The organism is Bordetella holmesii, from assembly GCF_020735985.1.
In the GTDB taxonomy this organism is placed as follows: Bacteria; Pseudomonadota; Gammaproteobacteria; order Burkholderiales; family Burkholderiaceae_B; genus Bordetella; species Bordetella holmesii.
Map to the genome: position 1 here is coordinate 1,931,036 of NZ_CP085973.1, position 22,847 is coordinate 1,953,882.

The following is a 22,847-nucleotide window of genomic DNA, read 5'->3' on the forward strand; positions in this document are numbered from 1 at the left end:
CGTGGGGCGCAGCCGGCCGAGGCGGTCAGCCTGATCCGGTTTGCCCGGTATTCGGCGCCAGCCAAACCCCATTGTTGCAGCGCAGCATGAGTTTGGGGTGTAATGGAGTTATCCACCCCCTTTGGGGGAGCCGGCCAAAAGCCGATCAAGCAGGAGACCGCCATGGCAGTTAAGGGCAACGCCCCCCAGTCCCCCCCACCGGCACGCCCGCAGGCCAGGGTGATCCTTACACGGCACTACTTTCTTCCTGGTTCAAGCCGGCCCTGCCAGGCCTGTCTGCCGACACGCTGCAGGCGTTACCCGGCCCGGCCCTGTGGCAAGCCGCCTATGCCTATGGCGTCGATGCCTGGCAACGTAGCGTGCTCTACACGGACGTCATGCGCCAACGGGGCAACCAGTACTTGGTGCACATGGCCAAGCACGAGCCTAATGTGCTGGCCATGGACTCCGAAGTGCTGCTCGATGCACGAGAGTTCCAGCGTCCCGTCAATTACATGCTCTTGCGCATCGTGCCGCCGGCCGAGACGCCCGCTGACCCCGAAAAACGACCCTTCCTGGTGGTCGACCCGCGCGCCGGACACGGCCCCGGCATAGGCGGCTTCAAGCCCGAAAGCGAAATCGGCGTCGCGGTCCGCGCGGGCCACCCCTGCTACTTCGCGTCGTTCTTGCCCCAACCCACCGCGACCCAGACGGTCGAGGACGTCATGCGCGCCGAAGCGCGCTTTCTCGAAGAAATCATCGCCCGACATCCCGACGCCGAGGGCAAGCCGGTAGTCGTGGGCAATTGCCAGGCCGGCTGGCAGATCATGATGACCGCCGCCATGCGGCCTGAGCTGTTCGGACCCATCATCGTCGCCGGTGCCCCGCTTTCCTACTGGGCAGGCTGGCGCCACAAGAATCCCATGCGTTACTCGGGCGGCCTGCTGGGCGGTTCCTGGCTGACCGAGATGACCAGCGATATGGGCAACGGCAAGTTCGATGGCGCCTGGCTGGTGCAGAACTTCGAGAACCTCAACCCGGCCAATACGTTGTGGAGCAAGCAGTACAACCTGTACTCCAAAGTCGATACCGAAGCGCCGCGTTACCTCGAATTCGAAAAATAGTGGGGCGGCCATGTCTTTTTGAATGCCCCTGAAATCCAGTACATCGTCGACAACCTGTTCATCGGCAACCGGTTGGCCACAGCCGGCCTGGTGACCTCCGATGGCATCCGTATCGATCTGCGCAATATCCGATCACCCATCATCGTGTTCTGCTCCAAGGGTGACAACATCACGCCGCCGCCTCAGGCGCTGGGCTGGATTACCGATCTCTATCAGGATGACAAAGAGGTCATCGCCCATGGGCAGACCATCGTGTATGCCGTGCACGAAAGCGTCGGCCATCTGGGCATCTTCGTGTCCGGCAGTGTGGCACGCAAAGAGCATCAGGAGTTCACCAGCAATATCGACATGATCGATGTTCTGCCACCGGGTATTTACCAGACCGAGATCGCCGATAAAACGCCGCAGACTGCCAACGCCGACCTGGCCCAGGGCAACTACGTGCTGTCGTTCGCCCGCCGGAACCTGGATGACGTGCGCGAGATCGTGCAACGGCTGGAGGAAGACGACCGCCGCTTTGCCGCCGTCGCCCGCATCTCGGACATCAATCTGGGGATGTACCGCAGCTTCGTGCAGCCGTGGGTGAAAGCTGCCGTCACGCCGCAAACGGCCGAGTGGGCACAACGCCTGCATCCGCTGCGCCTGCCTTACGAACTGATCTCCGATCGCAATCCTGCCATTGCGCCCATCGCCCAGGTCGCCGAGCAGGTGCGTGAACACCGCGAACCCATCGCTGCCGACAACCCCTTTCTCGTGGCCCAGCAGATGGTCTCACAGGCCATTGTGGCCGGATTGGAGATCTTCACCGAGTTGCGGGATGCGGCCGTCGAACGCAGTTTCATGAATATCTACGGCTCGCTGCCGGCGCAGAATCTGGCCGGTTTGGGCGCACGCCCCGGTGCGCCACGTAAACATCCAGGAGTCTCGCCCGAGCACCTGGACTTCATGCGCACGCGCCACGCAGAGTTGCGTGCGCGCATGAACCAGGGCGGCGCACGCGAAGCCGCCATCCGCATGGTGCTGGCCGTCTCGGGGGCCGGCGGCGGCCTGGATGAACGCAGTTACGCCATGATCCGCCGGCTGCGCGCCGACTCCGAGACCAGCATCTCCTTGCAAGGTTTCAAAGACGCCGTGCGCGACCAGGCGCTGCTCATGCTGATGGACGGGCCGGCTGCGGTGCGAGCCATCCCCAAGCTGCTTGAGAATGTCTCGGCCGATGGTATCCGCCTGATACTGGCCACGATGCGCCACATCGTCGAAGCCACGCAGCCGCTGACACCGCGCGCTCAGGAAGTGCTCCAGGAGATGGAGCGCCTGTTCGAGACAGCCGAGCGGCGGGCACGACGCCGTGAAGGCGGCCAGCCCCAGGACCTCTCGCAACTGCCGTTGATCGACGCGTTCGGGGCCACGGAGGTTGGCCGCGCCGCCTTGCAAGCCTCGGGGCTGGAGCTGCCGGACAAACGCCGCGCCAGCCGCCTGACGGACAAGCCCGCTGCCGGCCGAGCCGCCAAAACGGCCACCAAGACCGCTGCCACCAAGGTCGCGACGAAAACTCCTGGCAAAACGGCAACCCGCAAGGCTGCCCCCAAGAAGTCCACAACCGCCGCCAGGACGGCCGCTGCGAAAACGGCAGACAAGCCGGCGCGCAAGAGCGCCGATGTCATCCCGCTGAAGCAGCCGCGCACTCGCAAACGCGGCTAAGTATTGGAGACTGATCCATGCCAGAATCCCGTGCCCCCCACTACGAACGCCTGATCGAACGCGCGCGCGAGTTGCCTGCCGCCACTTGCGCGATCGCCCACCCTTGCGACGAGGCGTCCCTGAGTTCGGCCATCGAGGCGGCCCGGCTGGGCCTGCTGGTGCCGATTCTCGTCGGTCCGCAACGCAAAATCCGCGAAGTGGCCGAGCAGTGCGGCCTGGACCTGACGTCGGTGGAAATCGTCGATACTCCGCACAGCCATGCTTCGGCGGCTGCCGCGGTCGAACGTGTGCGCTGCGGGCAAGCATCGCTGCTCATGAAAGGCAGTCTGCACACTGACGAACTCATGCATGACGTGGTGGCACGCGACACGGGTCTACGCACCGGGCGGCGGATCAGCCATGTTTTCGTCATGGACGTGCCCAGTTACGTCGAGCCGCTGTTCATCACGGACGCGGCCATCAACATCTTCCCTGATCTGGATACCAAGGCCGACATCATCCGCAATGTGATCGAACTACACCTGGGCTTGGGGCTGGGTGCGCCTCGCGTCGCCATCCTGTCGGCGGTCGAACAGGTCACACGAACCATTCCCAGCACGCTGGAGGCAGCTGCGCTTTGCAAAATGGCCGATCGCGGCCAGATCGTGGGCGGCCTGCTCGACGGTCCATTGGCGCTGGACAATGCCATCAGCCTCGAAGCGGCCAAGGTCAAGGGCATCGTATCGCCCGTAGCTGGCCGCGCCCAGGTCCTGGTCGTCCCCGATCTGGAAGCCGGCAATATGCTGGCCAAGAACCTCACCTTTCTGGCCGGCGCCGATGCTGCCGGCATCGTGCTGGGCGCACGCGTGCCCATCATCCTGACCAGTCGGGCCGACAGCGCACGCTCACGACTGGCCTCGTGCGCAGTAGCCATGATCTACGCCAACCATCTGGCCCGCAACGCTCCGATTCAATGAGGCCGTCGATGAACAGCCAGAACACCATCCTCGTCATCAACGCGGGCAGTTCCAGCATCAAGTTCTATCTGTATGGCATCAGCGAGGCGCGCGAGCTCAGCCCCATCCTGGGCGGACAACTCGAAGGCATAGGCACGCAGCATTCACGCCTGGTGGTGCGCGATGCCCACGGCCAGACCATGACCGATCGACAAATCGCGCCGCGCCACGCCGCGGATGTGCGCGATGCCCAGGAAGTCGTCGGCACCTGGCTCAGTGGCCACCTGAGCGGCTCGCCGCTGGCCGTAGGGCACCGCGTCGTGCATGGTGGTCCCGACTTGCACACTCCGGTGCTGGTCGATGACGCCATCATTGACAAACTCAAAAGCTACACCTCGCTGGCGCCTTTGCATCAACCCAACAATCTGGCTCCCATACAAGTCATCCGCGAGCGGCTGCCCGCGTTGCCTCAAGTGGCCTGCTTCGATACCGCCTTTCATCGCACTCACTCGGCCGTGGCCGATCGATACGCCGTACCCGAGACGATGTATCAGGAAGGTGTGCACCGCTACGGTTTTCATGGCTTGTCATACGAGTACGTGGCGCAGCGTCTCCAGCGCGCCCTGCCCGACCTCAAGGGGGGCAAGATCGTTGCGGCTCATCTCGGGTCGGGCGTCTCGGCCTGCGCCATGCTCGACGGCAAGAGCATGGACAGCACCATGGGCTTTACCGCACTTGAAGGCTTGCCCATGGGCACCCGCCCCGGCCGTCTGGACCCCGGCATCGGGCTCTGGCTCATGGAACGTGGCATGAGCCACGACGAGATCCAGCATTTTCTCTACCACGAGTGCGGGCTCAAGGGCCTGTCCGGCATCGGCAATGACATGCGCGAACTCGAAGCCAGCGATGCGCCGGCCGCACGCCTGGCGCTGGATTATTTTGCCTGGCGGGTGGCCGAGGGCATGGTCGGGTTGGGTTGTGCCATGAACGGCATCGATGCCTTCATTTTCACCGCCGGCATCGGCGAGAACTCCGCGAGCATGCGGGCGCGCATTGCGCGCCACTGGGAATGGTTGGGCGTACACATCGACGACGAGCGCAATAAGGGCCATGGGCCGCGCATCAGCACTGAAGACAGCAAGATAGGCGTGTACGTCGTGCGCACCAATGAAGAACTCATCATTGCGCAGCACACGCTGGATCTGGTTTCGGCACGATGAAAGCGCTTGCTGGAAAACGCGGTCTGATCACCGGTATCGCCAACGGCAACTCCATCGCCTGGGGTTGTGCCAAAGCCTTCCGCGCCATGGGAGCCGAACTGGCCATCACCTATCTGAATGACAAGGCCCTCCCCCATGTCGAGCCGCTGGCCCGCCAACTCGATACGACGCTGCTCATGCCGCTGGACCTGAATCAATCAGGCCAGCTCGAAGCCGTTTTCTAACGTCTCGCCGCCGAATGGGGCGAACTGGACTTCGTGCTGCACGCCATCGCCTATGCACCTCGAGACGACCTCCAGGGCCGCGTGACGGATTGCTCGCGCGCGGGTTTTCTGACCGCCATGGACATCTCCTGCTGGTCCTTCATCCGCATGGCGCATCTGGCCGAGCCGCTCATGCCTCGCGGCGGCACCCTCTTTTGCATGAGCTATTACGGTTCCGAAATGGTCGTCGAGCACTACAACATGATGGGCCCGGTGAAGGCGGCACTGGAGTCCGCCACGTGCTATCTGGCGGCCGAGCTCGGCCCGCAAGGCATACGTGTCCATGCCATTTCACCCGGTCCCTTGAAGACCCGGGCCGCCAGCGGCATCAGCGGTTTTGACGACTTGCTCTATAAAGCCCAGGAAAAGGCGCCGATACGCAGCCTGGTCGACATCGACGACGTAGGCGAAGCCACGGCCTGGCTGGCCACAGACGCCGCACGTCGCATGACGGGCCAGACCATCTACATAGACGGCGGCTATCACATCGTCGATTGATGGCGCCTGCGCCCGCTCGTTCGCCAGTGCCGGCGGCGCAGCCATGTCGACAGCAAGGCGCGCGTCGTTCAGACCGGCACGCTATGCCGCTCGATGGCTGCGACAGCCTGTTCGACGCTGACGAATACGCGCTCCGCGCCCACGGCTTCGATCAGGCCACTGCGCTCCATGGCGGTACGAAACAGGCCGTGGCCTCCGGCAATCATCATGACCGTATCACGCGCCTGCAGCTCCCGCTTGAGCGTGAACAAAGCGTCTACCGCATCCGCATCGGCATGCGTCATGGCTTCAGCGTCAAGAATGAACCATCGGGCATTGCCTGCCAGCGACACCACGTCACGGGCTCGCCGGCGAAAAGCGTCCGCATTGAAGAACCAGATCGACGATTCGAACAACCAGATGACGGTCTCCGGCACCGGCTCGGCCGTGGGATTCAGATGCAGTTTGCACAGCGCGCGATCTCCGGGTAGGCGCCCCAGCAAAGCGTCGCGCGGATTGGCCGTGACATACATGACATACATCAGCGTAGCCGTGACGGCCGTGATGACACCACCCAACACGCCGAAGATCACCACGCCCACCGCAGCCAGCATCGCAAAGCCCAACTCTGCGCGGGAAATGCGTGCCAATTGCACGAACGCTCCCCATTGAAACAGGTGCATGGCAGCAAAGAGCAGAATCACGGCCAGGGTGGCTTGCGGCAACCAGTAGAGCAGCCCCGTGGCCACGCTGAGAACCACCGCCAATGTCAGTGCGGCCACGACACTGGCCAGGGGCGAGCTCGCTCCCGCGGCCAGGCTGACCGCAGTGCGCGAATCCGCGCCTGTTACGACGAACCCCTGGAAAAGTCCGGAAGCCAGATTGGATGCCCCCAGCCCAACCAGTTCGCGGTTGGCTTCGACCTCTTCGCCACTGACCGTGGCAAAACTGCGTGCCGTGACGATACCGCTGGAAAAACTCACTAGCAAAACACCCGCTGCCCCCAACAAAAACCCGGGAACATTGCGGAAATCTTCCGGCAGCGTAAAAGCGGGTAAGCCCGCAGGCACATCGCCCACTACGGCCACGCCCAGTTTGGGAAAGTCCAGCAACCAGGACAGCAGGCAGGTCACGGCGACCAGAATGATGGCGCCTGGCCAGCGCGGCCGCCACACCCGTTGCGCGGCCAGGGCCGTGCAGCAAAGCAGCCCCAGGATCAGCGTGGCGGGTTGCGCTCGGGTGATGAGCCGCGTGACGGCCTCGAACGGCCGCAACAGATCGTCGGGTCGCGGCCCGGCTCCGGTCAGCGTGCCCAATTGGGAGCACGCCAGTGTGATGGCCACGCCTGCCATATACCCCACCAACACGGGTCGCGACAGCAGGTTGGCCAGCACGCCCAGGCGAAACATGCGCGCCAGCAAGCAGCCCAACCCCACCACGACGGCCATGCCGGCTGCCGCTGCCAGACGCGCTTGCGGGTCCACGATGGACAGCCCGGTCAGGGTGGCGGCAATGAGTGTGCAGGTCGCGGTGTCAGGACCGACGACGAGGGTGCGCGACGCGCCGAACACGGCATAACCCAGCATGCCGGCAATGGCGGCCCACAAACCGCTGGCGGCAGGCAGGCCCATCATGCTGGCATAGGCCAGGCCAACCGGCAGCGCCACGGCTGCCACACTCAAACCGGCCATCGCATCCTGACGTGCGGAGCGGGCAGTCATGCCGCGCCACTTTGTGAGGCTGGGTCCGAGCAGGGATTTGACGTTCATCGGCAACTAAAAATGGATTACATGCACAAGCAACCGGGGCCTGGCCACACAAATGGCCAGGACCCGATCTTACGCCTGCCAAGGCCGTCTTATGCGGATCAGACCGCACGCTCCTGCAGTACGGCGACCGCCGGCAGTGACTTACCTTCCAGGAACTCCAGGAAGGCGCCGCCGCCAGTCGAGATATAGCCGACCTTGTCGCCGATGTGGTATTTGGCGATGGCCGCCAGCGTGTCGCCTCCGCCGGCAATCGAAAAGCCCTCGGAGTCGGCAATCGCCTGGGCCACCACTTTGGTCCCATTGGCGAACTGATCGAACTCGAACACGCCGACCGGGCCATTCCAGACGATGGTGCCCGCCTTCTCGAGGATCTCCGCCAGCGTCTGGGCTGTCTGCGGACCGATATCCAGGATCATGTCATCGTCGGCGACATCGCTCGCGGCCTTGGTGCTGGCCTGGGCCTCGGCGCCAAACGATTTGGCGCACACGACGTCGGTGTGAATCGGCACCGCCGCGCCGCGCTCGGCCATGATGTCGATCACGGCGCGCGCCTGGGCGATCTGGTCTGGTTCAGCCAGCGATTTACCAATAGGCAATCCCGCCGCCAACATGAAGGTATTGGCAATGCCACCGCCCACCACCAGTTGATCCACTTTGCCAGCCAAGGCCTGCAGAATGGACAGCTTGGTCGACACTTTGGAGCCGCCGACAATGGCCACCAAGGGGCGTTTGGGGTCATGCAACGCACGGCCCAGCGCATCGAGTTCGGCTTCAAGCAAGGGCCCGGCGCAGGCAATGGGCGCGAAGCGGGCGATGCCATGCGTTGTTGCTTCGGCGCGATGCGCCGTACCAAAGGCATCATTGACATAGACGTCGCATAGCGCGGACATCTTGCGCGACAAATCTTCGTCGTCTTTCTTTTCGCCCACGTTGACGCGGCAATTCTCCAGCAGGACCACTCGGCCGGGCTCGACCTGCACACCGTCGACCCAGTTCTGCTGCAAAGGCACGGGCATGCCCAGCACTTCCGACAGGCGCTGCGCGACACGGGCGAGCGAGTCTGCTTCGGTGAGCACGCCTTCCTTGGGGCGCCCCAGGTGCGATGTCACCATCACCGCCGCACCGGCATCCAGCGCCAGGCGAATGCCAGGCACCGACGCGCGGATGCGGGTGTCTTCGCTGATGCGCCCGGAGTCATCGAACGGCACGTTCAGGTCGGCGCGAATAAAAACGCGCTTGCCGGCCAGCTTGCCTTCCTTGGCCAGGGCGGACAGAGTGTTCACTTTGGACATGTTGTCTTCCTTCTTTTATGAGCGTGCCTGGACGATAAAAAGGCCGGCACCTGGGGTCCGGCCCGTTGTCCATGCCGGAGCCACCCGAAGGAAGCTCCGCACTTATGGCAACTTACTTGGCGTTCATCAGCGCGACAGTGGTGTCGAGCATGCGGTTGGAGAAACCCCACTCGTTGTCGTACCAGGACGACACTTTCACCAGCTTGCCCGAGACCTTGGTCAGGGTGGCATCGAAGTTGCTCGACGCCGGGTTGTGGTTGAAGTCCACCGACACCAGCGGCTCGGTGTTGTAGTTCAGGATACCCTTGAGTTCGCCTTCGGCGGCCGTCTTGAGGATGCTGTTGACTTCTTCGACCGTGGTGTCGCGCTTGGCGATGAAGGTCAGGTCGACGATGGACACGTTGATGGTCGGAACGCGGATGGCGTAACCGTCCAGCTTGCCGTTGAGTTCGGGCAGCACCAGGCCGACTGCCGCAGCAGCGCCGGTCTTGGTCGGGATCATGCTCATGGTGGCCGAACGGGCACGGCGCAGATCTTCGTGGTAGACGTCGGTCAGAACCTGGTCATTGGTATAGGCATGGACCGTGGTCATCAAGCCGGTTTCAACGCCCAGCGTGTCGTTCAACGGCTTGACCAGCGGAGCCAGGCAGTTGGTGGTGCACGATGCATTGGAGATGACGGTGTGCTCGGCACGCAGCACGCCTTGATTCACGCCGAACACGACGGTGGCGTCCACATCCTTGCCGCCGGGCGCGGAGATGATGACTTTCTTGGAGCCGCCCTTGAGGTGCGCGCCAGCTTTTTCCTTGGTGGTGAAAAAGCCCGTGCATTCGAGCACGACGTCAACCTTGAGTTCGCCCCACGGCAACTCGGCCGGATTGCGATTGGCCAGCACGCGGATTTTGTCGCCATTGACGACCATGTACTCGCCTTCGACTTCGACAGTGCCCGGAAACTTGCCGTGAGCCGTGTCAAAGCGCGTCAGGTGCGCGTTGGTCTTGGGGTCGCCAAGGTCATTGATGGCAACGATTTCGATATCGTGCTTCTTGCCGTTTTCGTAGTGGGCACGCAGGATGTTGCGGCCAATGCGGCCGTAGCCGTTGATAGCGACGCGAATGGTCATGACGAAAGCTCCTTTTACAAAACCTGCTTGACAGCCTCGGCCACCTTCTCGGTGGTCAGGCCGAAGAACTTGAACAGGGCACCGGCCGGGGCCGATTCGCCGTAACGGTCGATCCCGACCACGGCGCCATCCAGGCCCACATACTTGTGCCAGAAAGCCGTCACGCCAGCCTCGACGGCCACGCGGGGCATGCCCGCGGGCAGCACGGCGCGCTTCCAGGCGGCATCCTGCCGGTCGAAGACATCGGTGCTGGGCATGGAGACCACGCGCACGGCAATACCTTCCTTGGCCAGTGCTTCCTGGGCTGCCAAGGCGATGGCGACTTCGGAGCCCGTTGCGATGATAGCGGCGCGAGCCTGCGGCGCATCACGCAAGACGTAACCCCCTTTTGCAACCGCCTTCAGGGTGGCTTCGTCGCGCGCCACAAAGGGCAGGTTCTGGCGCGAAAGCAGCAGCGCCGTCGGGCCGCCATCGTGCACGTCCATGCCGATGCTGGCCGGACGCATCACGGCGTAATCCCAAGCCACCGAGGTTTCGACGGTATCGCAAGGACGCCAGACCGACAGATTGGGGATCAGGCGCAAGCTGGAGGCATGCTCGATGGACTGGTGAGTCGGGCCGTCTTCTCCGAGGCCGATCGAGTCGTGCGTGAACACGTGCACCACGCGCTGCTTCATCAACGCCGCCATGCGGATGGCATTGCGCGAGTAATCGGAGAACGTCAGGAAAGTGCCGCCAAAAGGCAGGTAGCCGCCATGCAGGGCAATGCCATTCATGATGGCAGCCATGCCGAATTCGCGCACGCCGTAGTTGATATGGCGGCCAAAATGCACGCCGCCCTGCTCGGCAGCGCGAACCGCACCCACACCCTTCCAGTCGGTGAAATTCGAGCCCGTCAAATCGGCCGAGCCGCCCAGCAATTCGGGCAGCAGACCCGCCAACTCCGTAATCGCAAATTGTGACGCCTTGCGCGTGGCGACCGTCTCTCCCTTGGCTGCGGTGGCGGCGATGAGCGCCTGGCTCTTGGCCGCAAACCCTTCAGGCAGTTCGCCCTTCATGCGACGCGAGAACTCGGCAGCCTCGGTCGGGAACGCCTCGGCGTAGCCCGCAAAAACGGCTTGCCAGGCGTCCTGCGCGGCGGCGCCGGCGGCGCGGCAATCCCAAGCCTGACGGACATCCTGCGGCACGTCGAACGCCGTGGCACTCCAGCCCATGGCGGTGCGCGCGGCGGCGATCTCGTCATTGCCCAGGGGCGCGCCGTGCACATTGTGCGTCCCGGCCATGGTGGGCGCGCCCTTGCCGATGACGGTACGGCAGAGAATGAGCGTGGGCTTTTCGGATTGGGCGCGTGCGGCTTTGATGGCCGCGTCCACGGCGGCCACGTCATGGCCATCCACACCACGGATCACATTCCAGCCATACGCTTCGAAACGCTTGGCCGTATCGTCGCCAAACCAGTGCTCGACGTGGCCGTCGATGGAAATACCGTTGTCGTCGTACAGGCCGATGAGTTTGGACAGCTTGAGCGTGCCAGCCAGCGAGCAGGCTTCGTGCGAGATGCCCTCCATCAGGCAGCCATCACCCATGAACACATAGGTGTGGTGATCGACGATGGTGTGGCCTGGACGATTGAACTCCGCGGCCAGCAGCGCCTCGGCCAGCGCCATGCCCACCGCGTTGGCCAAGCCCTGGCCCAGCGGGCCGGTGGTGGTCTCGACACCGGCGGTAATGCCTACCTCGGGGTGGCCTGGCGTTTTGGAGTGCAGTTGGCGGAAGTTCTTCACCTCATCCAGGCTCAGGGCGTAGCCGGTCAGGTGCAGCAATGCGTAGATCAGCATCGACCCATGGCCGTTGGACAGCACGAAGCGGTCGCGGTTGGCCCAGGCCGGATCGGCCGGATTGTGGCGCAGGTTGCCCAGCCATAGAGCCTGGGCGATTTCCGCCATGCCCATGGGAGCGCCGGGGTGCCCCGAATTTGCTTTCTGGACGGCGTCCATCGCGAGTACGCGGATGGCATCCGCCAAGGCTAGTTTGGGGACAATCGGAGTGCTCATGCGGAAGGCTCTTTGGCATTGGCGCCTCGCATCCAAGGCGCCAGAGATAGGGGGTGGAAAGCACAACATTTTACCACCTGGGGGTAAGCTCATCCGAGGCGCAGGCAAACCGTACCCAAAGCTGGCGTCCGAAGCCGGCTTCGAGCCAAAATACGGCATTCCTTCCTCGTTTTTGCCGTTCGCGCATGAGTCTGCCTCGTTTCTACTGTGACCCCCCCCTGGCCGCCGGCCAGCGCATTTGTCTGCCACTGGCCCTTGCACACCACGCCATCCGGGTACTGCGTCTGCGCGACGGGGACGATATCGTGCTGTTTGACGGCCAAGGCGGCGAATATCCTGCCCGATTGCAGATCGAAGGCAAAGCGGGTCATGCTCAGTTGGGCGAGCATCTGCCGCGCGAAGCCGAACTGCCTGGGCGCATAGTCCTCGCGCAGGGGCTGCCCTCCGGCGACAAAATGGATTGGATCGTGGAAAAAGCCGTGGAACTGGGCGCCGCGGCCGTGCAGCCCATCGCTGCGCAACGCAGCGTCCTGCAACTAAGCGGGCCCAGGCTGGAAAAACGCCTGACTCACTGGGAGCGGGTGGCCCAAGCGGCCGCCGAGCAATGCGGACGCAACCGTCTGACGCAAATTGCCGCACCGCTGACGCTGCGCGAGTGGCTCGCCCAGCCGGCTCAGGGGCCGCGTCTCATGTGCCACCCGCAGGCGGGTGACGATCTGAGCGGCTGGCTGCGCCAGCAGCCTGCCCCCCAGGCGCTGACCCTCATGATCGGCCCCGAAGGCGGATGGTCGGCAGAAGAGATCGCCACCGCCAAGACCGCTGGCGTCGTCTCGGTCAGGTTCGGCCCCAGAGTCTTGCGAACCGAGACAGCCGCCCTTGCGCTCATCGCCTCGATCAGCGCCCTGCTCGGCTGGAGTTGACCGTCCGGGCTCAGACCTCGCCGTAAGGCGCTGCCGCCACCCCTGGCTCGGGATCCGGATGACGGCCTGCATGCTCGACCACGTAGCAGAACACTCGGCCATTTTCGGTGGCAAAATCGGCCGCATCGGCGCACACGGTCTCGATGGCCGTGGCGTCTTCCTCGAGTGCGGGGTCACCGGAGTGCAGACGATATAGCCAGAGCACCACGCCGGTCTTGTGATCCAGCACGGTGTCGCACAAACAATCGTAGAGTGCGTCCAGATTGCTGCCGAAGAACTCCGGAAAGTCCACGGCCTTGACAATGGCGCGCAGGACCGCGGAGCGGCTGCGTGCCCGGTCACAATCGGCCACGAGCAGGGACATGCCCAACTCATGAGTCGCGTTGACCATGGACTCTTTGTCCGTATCGTCGAGCGCGATTGCGCCGCTGCGGCGCAGTTGTCGTAACAGCGTAGTCTGGCCGTTGCGCGTCATGCCTGGGCCTCCTCGAAAAACTTCACCACTTCTTCGCTACGCCGCATCGTATCGGCATAACCCAGTTCTATCAATCGTTCCGTATAAGCGCCTTCGAAGAGCAGGTAGGACATCAGCGATCCGCCGCCCGACCTCCCCGGAACGGAAGATACACCGAGTACGCGAAAAAGGGTGCGCACTTCTGCCGGCATGGCGTCCAGGTGCTCCAGTGCCAACTGGTCCAGCGACTGGCTGGGCGTAATGGCCAGTACGTCAACCGGGCGCATGCCCGGCACCACCCCGGGAGGACTATGCGCCAAAAGCCGGTTGATGCCGCTCAGGCGCTCCAGATCCGTGGAGAGCCCGTCAAGAAAGATACTGGACAAGGCATGCCCGCCCACCTGCGCCAAAGACGGATAGGGCGGCGTCTGGGAGCGTTTTTCCGGGTGGGTCTCGTCCTGAAAATTGGTGCCGATCACCAACACACGGTCAGCGCCCAGGTGGATGGCCGGGCTGATGGGTGCCAACTGGCGCATCGACCCGTCCCCGCACCATTCAGTCTGACCCTGGACATTCACGGCCCGAGCCGGGAAGACGAAAGGAATGGCCGCTGAGGCCATGACGTGATCCACGTCGATGGCCGAGGGAACAGCGCGGCGCAACGAGCGGTGCCAGGGCTCGATAGGACGATCTGACTGATAGAACGTCAGGTGCTCGCCACTGGTGTAACCCGATGCCGTAATGGCCAGCGCCGAAAGATGACCGTGCGCCAGGTTGTAACGCATACGCCGGAAATTCAGCAGGCGCTCGAGCAGATCGGCCAATGGCTGGCTGTCCAGCGGCGACTGGGGCCGCTTGCGCATCACGCCCGCATACATCCAACCCAGCGAAAGCAGCCCAAGCCAACGGACGCCGGTTCGGATCAGGCTGGGAGTATCGGCGCGGTACACCATGCTAGTGTCCAGCGAGGACCATAGCCGGCGCATGCGCCGCAGCGCCAGATGGGGCCGATCCGCACGGCAGGCCAGGGCCGCGGCGTTTACCGCGCCGGCCGAAGTGCCACAGATGATCTGGAAAGGGTTGGGGAACCCGGGGCGGCAATGTGGATCGAGCACCTGCAAAACCGCTGCCAACACCCCGACCTGGTAAGCCGCTCGTGCGCCACCGCCGGTCAGCACCAGGCCGGTGGCGCGTGAGCGGACCGTCGCGTCAACGCGCAACGTTGGCATCTACCACGGTCATGGCCGTCATGTTGACGATACGACGAACGGTCGAGCTGGAGGTCAGGATAGTGACCGGCGCGTTGGCACCCAGCAGGAAGGGGCCGACTGCCACATTGCCGCCGGCAGCCGTCTTGAGCAGGTTGTAGGCGATATTGCCCGAATCCACGATGGGGCAGACCAGCAGATTGGCCTCGCCCTTGAGCGTGGAGGACGGCAGAATCCGCAGGCGCAGAGCCTCGTCCAAGGCGCAATCGCCATGCATCTCGCCATCGACTTCGAGCTCAGGCGACTGGGCATGCAGTATTTCCAACGCCTCACGCATCTTGGCGCCGGACGCCGAGCTGCCGGAGCCGAAGTTGGAGCGCGACAGCAGGGCTGCTTTGGGTGCCAGGTTCAGGCGGCGCATCTCGTCGGCCGCCGCCTGCGTGATCTCGGCAATCTGCTCGGCGCTCGGATTGTCATTGACATGCGTATCGGCCAGGGCCACGGTGCGCTCGTTAAGCAGCAGGATGTTCATGGCCGCGTAGATATTGGCCCCTGGTTTCTTACCGATGACCTCATCGACGAAGCGCAGGTGGTCATGATAGGCGCCCACCGCCCCGCAGATCATGCCGTCGGCGTCGCCCAGGCGCACCATCACCGCCCCAATCAACGTCGAGCGCCGGCGCATTTCCACGCGGGCCATCTCTTTGGTGATGCCGCGGCGGCACATCAGCTCCCAGTAGGTCGTCCAGTACTGATGAAAGCGCTCGTCGTATTCAGGATTGGTCACTTCGACGTCCTGCCCCAGGCGCAGGCGCAGGCCGAATTTTTCGATACGCGCCGACAGCACCGAAGGCCGCCCCACCAGAATGGGTATGGCCAAGCCCTCGTCGACGACCACCTGTACGGCACTCAAGACACGTTCGTCTTCGCCTTCGGTAAAGACGATGCGCGCACGCCCGCCCTCTCGCACGAAGCGTTTGGCCGACGCGAACAGGGGCTTCATGAACGCGCCCGAGTGATAGACGAATTGCTGCAGCTGCTCGACATAGGCGTCGAGGTCGGCGATGGGGCGCGTGGCCACGCCATCTTCCATGGCCGCACGTGCCACGGCCGGTGCGATGCGTACGATCAGGCGCGGGTCGAACGGCTTGGGGATGAGGTAATCCGGGCCGAAGGACAGGTCATAGGTGCCATAGGCGGCAGCCACGACCTCGCTTTGCTCTTCTTGGGCCAGGCCGGCGATGGCATAGACGGCCGCCCGCTCCATGGCGGGCGTGATGGTGGTGGCGCCGACGCCCAACGCGCCGCGAAAAATATACGGAAAGCACAGGACGTTGTTGACCTGGTTGGAGTAGTCCGAGCGGCCGGTGGCCATGACGATGTCATCGCGTACGGCGTGTGCCTCTTCAGGCAGGATTTCGGGCGTCGGATTGGCCAGCGCCAGAATCAGCGGGCGCGCCGCCATGGTGGCCACCATCTCGGGCTTGAGCACGCCCCCGGCCGACAGGCCCAGAAACACGTCGGCGTCGGCGATGACCTCGGCCAGCTTGCGGGCATCGGTCTTTTGCGCAAAACGCGCTTTGTCCGGATCCATCAGCGCGGTGCGGCCTTCGTAGACCACGCCTTCGATATCGGTAACCCAGACGTTTTCGATAGGCAGGCCCAGATCGACCATGAGACTCAGGCAAGCCAGGGCCGCCGCGCCCGCGCCCGAACTGACGACCTTGACCTTGGCGATGTCCTTGCCCACGACCCTCAAGCCGTTGATGAAGGCCGCGCTCACGGTGATCGCCGTGCCATGCTGGTCGTCATGGAAGACGGGGATCTTCATGCGCTCGCGCAGCTTGCGCTCGACGGTGAAACACTCCGGCGCCTTGATGTCCTCGAGATTGATCCCACCAAAGGTGGGCTCCAGGCCCGCAATGATGTCGACCAGTTTGTCCGGGTCGGTCTCGTTGATTTCGATGTCAAACACATCCAGGCCGGCAAACTTCTTAAAGAGCACGGCCTTGCCTTCCATCACGGGCTTGGAGGCCAGCGCACCGATGTTGCCCAGACCCAGCACTGCCGTGCCGTTGGATATCACGCCCACCAGATTGCCGCGAGCGGTATAGCGAAAGGCGTTGACCGGGTCGTCGACGATTTCTTCACAGGCCGCGGCCACGCCAGGCGAGTAGGCCAGCGCCAGATCGCGCTGATTGGTCAGTTGCTTGGTCGGCGTGACCGAGATTTTGCCGGGACGGCCGTGCTCGTGATATTCCAGCGCGGCTTTGCGAAAATTGGCATCCATGGTGGGCGATCGGAAGTAATAAACGTCGTTAATGAAACAGGGTATCGCTGCGGCCCAGGGCCGGCGAAAGTGCTGCTATCTTACTCTCGCCCTCCCGGGTAGCGGATTTCGGGGAAACGCCCATGCGGATCGAACAACGCCTTCATGCGCATCTCCAGCCGCCAACCCGCCAGACTGGACTCGCACGGGCTGGCGCCGGCCTGGCCCGATGTCCAGCAGCTGTCCTGGACCCAGGCCAGCGAACCGCCATGTCCGAGCAGCACCTGCGCCAGATTGGCCGGCTCGAGCATGGCATCGAGCCGGAAACATGCGCTCCAGCCTGCTGCCGTCTGGCAGGCCTGGGCATCGGCACTGCCGGCCAGTTGAAAAAGTGCCGGCACCAGATTCTGCAGGGTGGCAGAGCGCAAGGGCTGGGTGTCGGTCGCGCCGAATCCGCCCACCCGCTCGACGGTGCCGTCGGAAAACATCACGGTCGCCGCACGCAGGCCGCTGTCAGCAGGCGTTGAAAAACCTCTGGCGGTGGCCAGCCAGGCGGCGATTGTCTGCTGCGGATCGGCCTGCGCGAACTGCGCGCAGCCCTGCGCGGCCAGCACACCGACCGCACAACCGGGCTCGGCCACGATCAGCCCCTCCTCGTGGCGCCAGCCGTTCAAGGCGGCGGGGTCCAGCCACAGACAGTTCGCTTCCTCGCGCCACGTGGGCACCCCCCAAAGCGCCAGCGTGATGCCGCAAGCATCGGCAAGCTCGCGCGCGCGCCAGACATCCTGAGCATGCCCGAGCACCAGACGCGGCCGCTCCTGCTGCTGGAGTTCACCCACCGCTGCGGCGGAAATCCGCTCGCAAAACGCATCCCAGGGCGAGCGCGGCGGTCTGCGCCCGGTCAGAAAGGCGCGACGAGACGGTTGCATGGCTAAAATCCCTTTTTCGCTGTGAGATTCATCATGCCGCGCCTTGCCCGCCGTACCAACGATTTTCTGACATTTCAGGTTGTAGAACTTTTCAAAGAAGCCCAGGCCTTGAGCGCTGCCGGCCGGGACATCATCAGTCTGGGCATAGGCGAACCCGACTTCACCGCCCCGCCCCAGGTTATCGAAGCCCTGGAGCGCGCCAGCCGTGCCGGGCTGAGCGGCTACTGCGCGCCGGGGGGGCTGATGCCATTGCGCGAGGCCATCGCCCAGTTCTACGCCGATGAATTCGGCGCGCCGATCCACCCGGAACGTGTCATCGTTACGGCGGGCGCCTCGGGCGCGCTCGCGCTGGCCAGCGCCGCACTGGTCAACCCGGGTGCAGAAGTTCTCATGCCCGACCCCTCCTATCCGGCCAACAGCAATTTCGTCCTGGCCGCAGGCGGCGTGCCGCGACTGGTGCCCAGCAATGCCGCCAAGCGTTTTCAACTCAGCGCCGCAGACGTGCGCGAGAACTGGACCACGGCCACCGAGGGCGTCCTGATCGCCTCGCCCAGTAACCCCACGGGCACCAGCATCGCCTCTGACGAACTCGCCGCGCTGCTGGCCGAAGTGCGCCAACGCGGCGGTTACACCATCATGGACGAAATCTACCTGGGTCTGACCTATGGGCAGACGCCGCGCTCAGCGCTGACGCTGGACGATGACATCATCGTCATCAACAGCTTCTCCAAGTATTTCCATATGACCGGCTGGCGTCTGGGATGGATGATCGTGCCCCAGGCCATGGTCAGCACCATAGAAAAAATGTCTGCCAGCCTGCAGATATGCGCGCCCACCCTGGCTCAGCACGCCGCCCTGGCCTGCTTCAAACCCGATGCCCTGAAAATCTACGCTCAACGACGTGACGCTTTCCGCCAGCGCCGCGACTACCTGTTGCCCGAGTTCGAGCGCCTGGGCATTCCGGTACCGGTCAAACCGGATGGAGCGTTCTATATCTATGCCGACATCCGTCATTTGGGCATGGACAGCATGGCTTTCTCGCAGCGCCTGCTGCACGAAGCCGGCGTGGCGGCCGTGCCGGGCGTGGATTTCGGCCCCGCCCATGGCCTGTCCACGATGCGGTTCTCCTATGCGACTGGGCTGGACCGCCTGCAGGAAGCCATCGGCCGTATCGAACGACTGCTTTGATACCGCTTTGCCCGGCAGGGACTGGTCCGCACCGGGCACCGTCGAGCGCCACGCTCTCGCGGCAGATGATCCGCCGGGATGCAAAAAACCCCTCGCACCTGCCGGCCCGAGGGGTCAGCGCCGGCCAAAAGCTTAGTCGCGCGCCAGCGCGATGCCTGAAGCCAACGCCAGGCGCCGCCGCTCGGCCTGCACCTTGGCGCCATAGCCGCCATCGTCCGGACCGGTAGCGCCGACATAGCAGGCCAACCCGCCATTGACGGATCCACGCCGCTCGATGCAATCCTTCAGGATGGTGGCGCCCACATGGATGTTGGCCACCGGGTCCAGCGCGCCTGCCCTGCCCGGGGCAATGGCATCGAACTTGTCCTGATGAATGCGCGTCATCACCTGCATCAGTCCCTGCGCACCCACAGCGCTTTCGGCGAAAGGGTTGTAGCGGGACTCGATGGCAATGACCGCTAACAGCAGCAAGGGATCGACTTGCTTGTCGCGCCCCACACGATAGACGGTGTTCACGAGTACACCCGTGGCGTCATACGCCACTTTATATTTGCGCGAGATATAGTTGCGCAACGCCTCCACCTGCCCGTTGCTGGTTCCGGCAACCGATTTACGTTGCGGCGGAAGCGGTTCCGAGCGTAGGGGTCCCAAAAAACCGGTAGCATTGCTGGCCGGTGCATTAGGCACGGCCATCACGACAGCGGCGGAACCTTCGGATTCCGGCCCAGCTTCGGGTCCAGCGGACAGAGACGTTGGCGCGAGGGCGGTCAACAGGGCCTTGTGCACCTGCAACGCCTGGTCGCGCAAACCAGGCAAGGCAAACCCCATACTGACGGTCACGATGACCGCGATACCCAGGTAGACCGAGCACAGGCGCAGTCCTTCGGCGAGGTTGTGATGCACTCCCTGGGCCAGCTGTCGAAACACGCCGGCCATTGACGCATCGGGCATAAAGACCTCCTGCGTTGGGAAAGTAAGGGGTGGATGTTAACCTGTAAATGCATCAAAAATGTAACCAACCTGCCGGGATCTGTAGTGAAGTACCGCGACCTCCGAGATTTCCTCAAGCAGCTCGAACTCAAGGGCGAGCTCAAGCGCATCAACGCCGCCGTCTCCACAACGCTGGAAATGACCGAGATCGCCGACCGCGTACTGCGCGCCGGCGGGCCTGCTTTGCTGTTCGAACAACCCATGCACGCAGGCAGGCCGGCCGAGATGCCGGTGCTGGCCAATCTATTCGGCACGCCCGGGCGCGTGGCCTGGGGCATGGGTGCCGAAGACGTGGCTGCCCTGCGCGATGTCGGCGAGTTGCTGGCCTCGTTGCGCGAACCCGAACCGCCGCGTGGCTTTCGTGATGCCTTGGCCAAAGTGTCCATGCTCAAGGCTGCGCTGTGGGACATGAGCCCCAAGACCGTGCGCGGCGCGCCGAGCCAGGAGGTGGTCTGGGAAGGCAATGACGTCGACCTGGCACGCCTGCCCATCCAGACCTGCTGGCCGGGCGACGTTGCACCTCTGCTCACGAGGGGCCTGGTCATCACGCGCGGACCCAATGCCCGCCGGCAAAACCTGGGCATCTACCGGCAACAGGTCATAGGCCGCAACAAACTCATCATGCGCTGGTTATCGCATCGCGGCGGCGCGCTGGACTTCCGCGATCACCGGCTGGCCAACCCTGGCCAGCCCTTCCCCATTGCCGTGGCGCTGGGCGCGGACCCAGCCACCACGCTGGGCGCCGTCACCCCCGTGCCCGACAGCCTGTCCGAATATCAGTTCGCCGGCCTTTTGCGCGGCTCACGCACCGAAGTCACACAGGCACTAGGCAGTACGCTATCGGTGCCCGCGACCGCCGAAATCGTGCTCGAAGGGCACTTGCTGCCGGCCAGCGATCCCCGCGCCCTGGCGCCGCAAGTGCCCGAAGGCGCCCCGGCCCCGCCCGATCTCGGCTACGAAATGGCCCTGGAAGGCCCCTACGGCGATCACACGGGTTATTACAACGAGCAAGATTGGTTTCCGGTTTTCACGGTCGAGCGCATCACCATGCGCAAAAATCCCATTTATCACACGACCTACACCGGCAAGCCGCCAGACGAACCGGCAGTCTTGGGCGTCGCGCTGAATGAGGTGTTCGTCCCCCTGCTGCGCCGGCAATTGCCCGAGATCGTGGATTTCTACCTCCCACCGGAAGGATGCAGCTATCGGCTGGCAGTGGTATCCATCCGCAAGCAGTACGCCGGTCACGCCAAACGGGTGATGTTTGGTGTCTGGAGCATTCTGCGTCAGTTCATGTATACCAAGTTCATCGTCGTGGTGGACGAGGACGTCAATACCCGCGACTGGGCGGAGGTGATCTGGGCCATGACCACCCGGATGGACCCCGTGCGCGATACCCTGCTGGTCGAAAATACGCCCATCGACTATCTGGATTTCGCCTCGCCGGTTTCGGGGCTCGGCGGGAAAATGGGCATGGACGCCACCAACAAATGGCCGGGCGAAACACAGCGCGAATGGGGCGTACCGATCAAGATGGACGATGCGGTCAAGGCTCGCGTGGACGCCATGTGGCAAGAGCTTGGGTTGTAACCACGGCCAGTTAGTCAAAAAAAGGTTCATCGCGGAATAGCGTGGAGCCGTGCTTGATTGCCGTTACGCTTGATCCTTGATTTTTCAAGGATCAAGGCCGGGATCATGCTGGACCGCAAGACGATCGAGAGGTTGGGTGGGTGGGAAGGTTATCGGGTGGAGCGGGTCGTGTGGCCTGAAGGTGAGAGCCGGACGGTCACGATTTACCTGAAGCCTTCAGCGCGAACGATGCACTGCGAGCACTGCGGCAACCGATGTCGGCAGGTGCATGAGACGACCACGCGCCGGGTGCGGGATCTGCCGCTAATGGCGCTGCGAGTGACGCTGGTAGTGCCGCGTCGGCGGGTCTGGTGCGAGCAGTGCGGTGGACCGCATCTGGAGAGGCTGAGCTGGCTGGGCCGTTACCAGCGAGTGACCGACCGGCTGGCCGAGGCGGTCAGCCAGTTGCTTGAGTCCAGCAACATTCTGGCCGTGGCGCGCTTCTTCCAACTGGGTTGGCACACGGTCAAGGCGCTGGACAAGGCCCTGCTGCGACGGGCGATCCAAGAGCCGGACTGGAGCCAGATCCACTACCTAGCGATGGACGAGTTCGCTCTACACAAGGGCCATCGTTATGCCACGGTCGTTGTCGATCCGATCCGCCGTCAGGTGCTATGGATCGGTGATGGCCGCTCGCGCGAGACGGCCAGAGCCTTCTTCGAACAACTGCCAACAGGAGTTGCCCAGCAGATCCGGGCCGTAGCGATCGACATGACGACGGCCTATGAGCTGGAGATCCAGGCCAACTGCCCCAACGCCGAGATCGTCTACGACCTGTTCCACGTCGTGGCCAAGTACGGCCGTGAAGTGATAGACCGGGTGCGTGTAGACCAAGCGAACCAGTTGCGGCACGACAAGCCGGCCCGCCGGGTGATCAAGTCCAGTCGCTGGCTACTGCTGCGCAATCGCAAAAACCTCGATCCGTGCCAATCGGTAAAGTTGGACGAGTTGCTCCAGGCCAACCAGCCCTTGCTCACCGCTTATCTGATGCGCGATGAGCTCAAACAGCTGTGGTTCTACCAACACCCCGGCTACGCCCGCCAGGCATGGGATCACTGGCTGCAACAGGCTCAGGGCAGCGGCATCGCCGCCTTGGCTCACTTCGCGCTCAAGCTAAAAGCCTATCTGCACGGGATTCTGTCTCGCTGTCGCCACCGGCTCAACACCAGCATCGTCGAGGGCATCAACAACACCATCAAAGTCATCAAGCGCCGCGCCTACGGCTACCGCGATCAGGAGTACTTCTTCCTCAAGATCCGGTCTGCATTCCCCGGTATTCCTCGATGAACCAAAAAAAAAGCAGCCCGGAGGCTGCGTTTTTTT

The 22,847-nt window shown here is 63.5% G+C and carries 15 protein-coding genes and 2 pseudogenes; 8 read left to right on the top strand and 9 right to left on the bottom strand.

The window, feature by feature from the left end; all coding sequences use genetic code 11:
• Positions 1–263: 263 nt before the first annotated feature.
• The 4 genes and pseudogenes from LK440_RS09230 (at position 264) to fabI (ending at position 5,720) form a co-directional block, all read left to right on the top strand.
• Positions 264–2,818, top strand: a pseudogene (locus LK440_RS09230) (DUF3141 domain-containing protein).
• A gap of 3 nt (positions 2,819–2,821) precedes the next feature.
• Entirely contained in the window at positions 2,822–3,760 is a 939-nt protein-coding gene (locus tag LK440_RS09235) for a phosphate acetyltransferase (protein WP_005013409.1), read from the top strand.
• Positions 3,761–3,768: 8 nt separating this feature from the next.
• Positions 3,769–4,959, top strand: coding sequence for an acetate/propionate family kinase (locus LK440_RS09240; RefSeq protein ID WP_005013406.1), 1,191 nt, complete (start codon positions 3,769–3,771; stop codon positions 4,957–4,959).
• Positions 4,956–5,720: pseudogene (gene fabI / locus LK440_RS09245) on the top strand (enoyl-ACP reductase FabI). The gene LK440_RS09240 and the pseudogene fabI overlap by 4 nt, the downstream one beginning before the upstream one ends.
• A gap of 68 nt (positions 5,721–5,788) precedes the next feature.
• Here fabI and LK440_RS09250 read toward each other — a convergent pair.
• The 4 genes from LK440_RS09250 to tkt form a co-directional block, all read right to left on the bottom strand.
• Complete coding sequence (locus tag LK440_RS09250) at positions 5,789–7,420, bottom strand: SulP family inorganic anion transporter (protein WP_370510751.1); 1,632 nt, start codon at positions 7,418–7,420, stop codon at positions 5,789–5,791.
• Positions 7,421–7,566: 146 nt separating this feature from the next.
• Positions 7,567–8,760, bottom strand: a complete 1,194-nt coding sequence (locus tag LK440_RS09255) for a phosphoglycerate kinase (RefSeq protein ID WP_005013399.1) — start codon at positions 8,758–8,760, stop codon at positions 7,567–7,569.
• Between the two features lie 112 nt (positions 8,761–8,872).
• On the bottom strand, positions 8,873–9,883 hold the full coding sequence (gene gap / locus LK440_RS09260) for a type I glyceraldehyde-3-phosphate dehydrogenase (RefSeq protein WP_005013398.1): 1,011 nt from the start codon (positions 9,881–9,883) through the stop codon (positions 8,873–8,875).
• A 14-nt stretch (positions 9,884–9,897) separates the two neighbouring features.
• On the bottom strand, positions 9,898–11,937 hold the full coding sequence (gene tkt / locus LK440_RS09265; RefSeq protein ID WP_005013397.1) for a transketolase: 2,040 nt from the start codon (positions 11,935–11,937) through the stop codon (positions 9,898–9,900).
• A gap of 185 nt (positions 11,938–12,122) precedes the next feature.
• Between tkt and LK440_RS09270 the strand changes: the two genes are divergently transcribed.
• Entirely contained in the window at positions 12,123–12,857 is a 735-nt protein-coding gene (locus tag LK440_RS09270; RefSeq protein ID WP_005019277.1) for a 16S rRNA (uracil(1498)-N(3))-methyltransferase, read from the top strand.
• Between the two features lie 10 nt (positions 12,858–12,867).
• Here LK440_RS09270 and LK440_RS09275 read toward each other — a convergent pair whose 3' ends face one another.
• The 4 genes from LK440_RS09275 to LK440_RS09290 all read right to left on the bottom strand — a co-directional run bounded on the left by LK440_RS09275 (position 12,868) and on the right by LK440_RS09290 (position 17,717).
• Positions 12,868–13,332 carry a barstar family protein gene (locus LK440_RS09275; protein WP_005013393.1) on the bottom strand — a complete coding sequence of 155 codons (465 nt, stop codon included), beginning with the start codon at positions 13,330–13,332 and terminating at the stop codon, positions 12,868–12,870.
• Positions 13,329–14,540, bottom strand: coding sequence for a patatin-like phospholipase family protein (locus tag LK440_RS09280; RefSeq protein ID WP_005013392.1), 1,212 nt, complete (start codon positions 14,538–14,540; stop codon positions 13,329–13,331). Before LK440_RS09280 ends, LK440_RS09275 begins: the two co-directional genes overlap by 4 nt.
• On the bottom strand, positions 14,521–16,809 hold the full coding sequence (locus LK440_RS09285) for an NADP-dependent malic enzyme (RefSeq protein WP_005013390.1): 2,289 nt from the start codon (positions 16,807–16,809) through the stop codon (positions 14,521–14,523). Before LK440_RS09285 ends, LK440_RS09280 begins: the two co-directional genes overlap by 20 nt.
• A gap of 80 nt (positions 16,810–16,889) precedes the next feature.
• Positions 16,890–17,717, bottom strand: coding sequence for a hypothetical protein (locus tag LK440_RS09290; RefSeq protein WP_005013388.1), 828 nt, complete (start codon positions 17,715–17,717; stop codon positions 16,890–16,892).
• Positions 17,718–17,750: 33 nt separating this feature from the next.
• Between LK440_RS09290 and LK440_RS09295 the strand changes: the two genes are divergently transcribed.
• A complete protein-coding gene (locus tag LK440_RS09295; RefSeq protein WP_005013387.1) occupies positions 17,751–18,905 on the top strand; it encodes a pyridoxal phosphate-dependent aminotransferase in 1,155 nt (384 codons plus the stop codon).
• 132 nt (positions 18,906–19,037) lie between these two features.
• Here the strand turns inward: LK440_RS09295 and LK440_RS09300 are convergent, their stop codons facing one another.
• Positions 19,038–19,856, bottom strand: coding sequence for a lytic transglycosylase domain-containing protein (locus tag LK440_RS09300; protein WP_005013386.1), 819 nt, complete (start codon positions 19,854–19,856; stop codon positions 19,038–19,040).
• 84 nt (positions 19,857–19,940) lie between these two features.
• Between LK440_RS09300 and LK440_RS09305 the strand changes: the two genes are divergently transcribed.
• On the top strand, positions 19,941–21,485 hold the full coding sequence (locus tag LK440_RS09305; RefSeq protein ID WP_005013385.1) for a UbiD family decarboxylase: 1,545 nt from the start codon (positions 19,941–19,943) through the stop codon (positions 21,483–21,485).
• A gap of 105 nt (positions 21,486–21,590) precedes the next feature.
• Positions 21,591–22,811, top strand: coding sequence for an ISL3 family transposase (locus LK440_RS09310; RefSeq protein WP_005011985.1), 1,221 nt, complete (start codon positions 21,591–21,593; stop codon positions 22,809–22,811).
• Positions 22,812–22,847: the final 36 nt, after the last annotated feature.

Bases quoted from the DNA above. Each gene is read 5' to 3' on its own strand.
- LK440_RS09295 (WP_005013387.1), top strand. From the start codon at position 17,751: ATGCCGCGCCTTGCCCGCCGTACCAACGATTTTCTGACATTTCAGGTT.
- LK440_RS09270 (WP_005019277.1), top strand. From the start codon at position 12,123: ATGAGTCTGCCTCGTTTCTACTGTGACCCCCCCCTGGCCGCCGGCCAG.
- LK440_RS09310 (WP_005011985.1), top strand. From the start codon at position 21,591: ATGCTGGACCGCAAGACGATCGAGAGGTTGGGTGGGTGGGAAGGTTAT.
- LK440_RS09275 (WP_005013393.1), bottom strand. From the start codon at position 13,332: ATGACGCGCAACGGCCAGACTACGCTGTTACGACAACTGCGCCGCAGC.
- LK440_RS09290 (WP_005013388.1), bottom strand. From the start codon at position 17,717: ATGCAACCGTCTCGTCGCGCCTTTCTGACCGGGCGCAGACCGCCGCGC.
- LK440_RS09280 (WP_005013392.1), bottom strand. From the start codon at position 14,540: ATGCCAACGTTGCGCGTTGACGCGACGGTCCGCTCACGCGCCACCGGC.
- LK440_RS09300 (WP_005013386.1), bottom strand. From the start codon at position 19,856: ATGCCCGATGCGTCAATGGCCGGCGTGTTTCGACAGCTGGCCCAGGGA.
- LK440_RS09235 (WP_005013409.1), top strand. From the start codon at position 2,822: ATGCCAGAATCCCGTGCCCCCCACTACGAACGCCTGATCGAACGCGCG.
- tkt (WP_005013397.1), bottom strand. From the start codon at position 11,937: ATGAGCACTCCGATTGTCCCCAAACTAGCCTTGGCGGATGCCATCCGC.
- gap (WP_005013398.1), bottom strand. From the start codon at position 9,883: ATGACCATTCGCGTCGCTATCAACGGCTACGGCCGCATTGGCCGCAAC.
- LK440_RS09240 (WP_005013406.1), top strand. From the start codon at position 3,769: ATGAACAGCCAGAACACCATCCTCGTCATCAACGCGGGCAGTTCCAGC.
- LK440_RS09285 (WP_005013390.1), bottom strand. From the start codon at position 16,809: ATGGATGCCAATTTTCGCAAAGCCGCGCTGGAATATCACGAGCACGGC.
- LK440_RS09250 (WP_370510751.1), bottom strand. From the start codon at position 7,420: ATGACTGCCCGCTCCGCACGTCAGGATGCGATGGCCGGTTTGAGTGTG.
- LK440_RS09255 (WP_005013399.1), bottom strand. From the start codon at position 8,760: ATGTCCAAAGTGAACACTCTGTCCGCCCTGGCCAAGGAAGGCAAGCTG.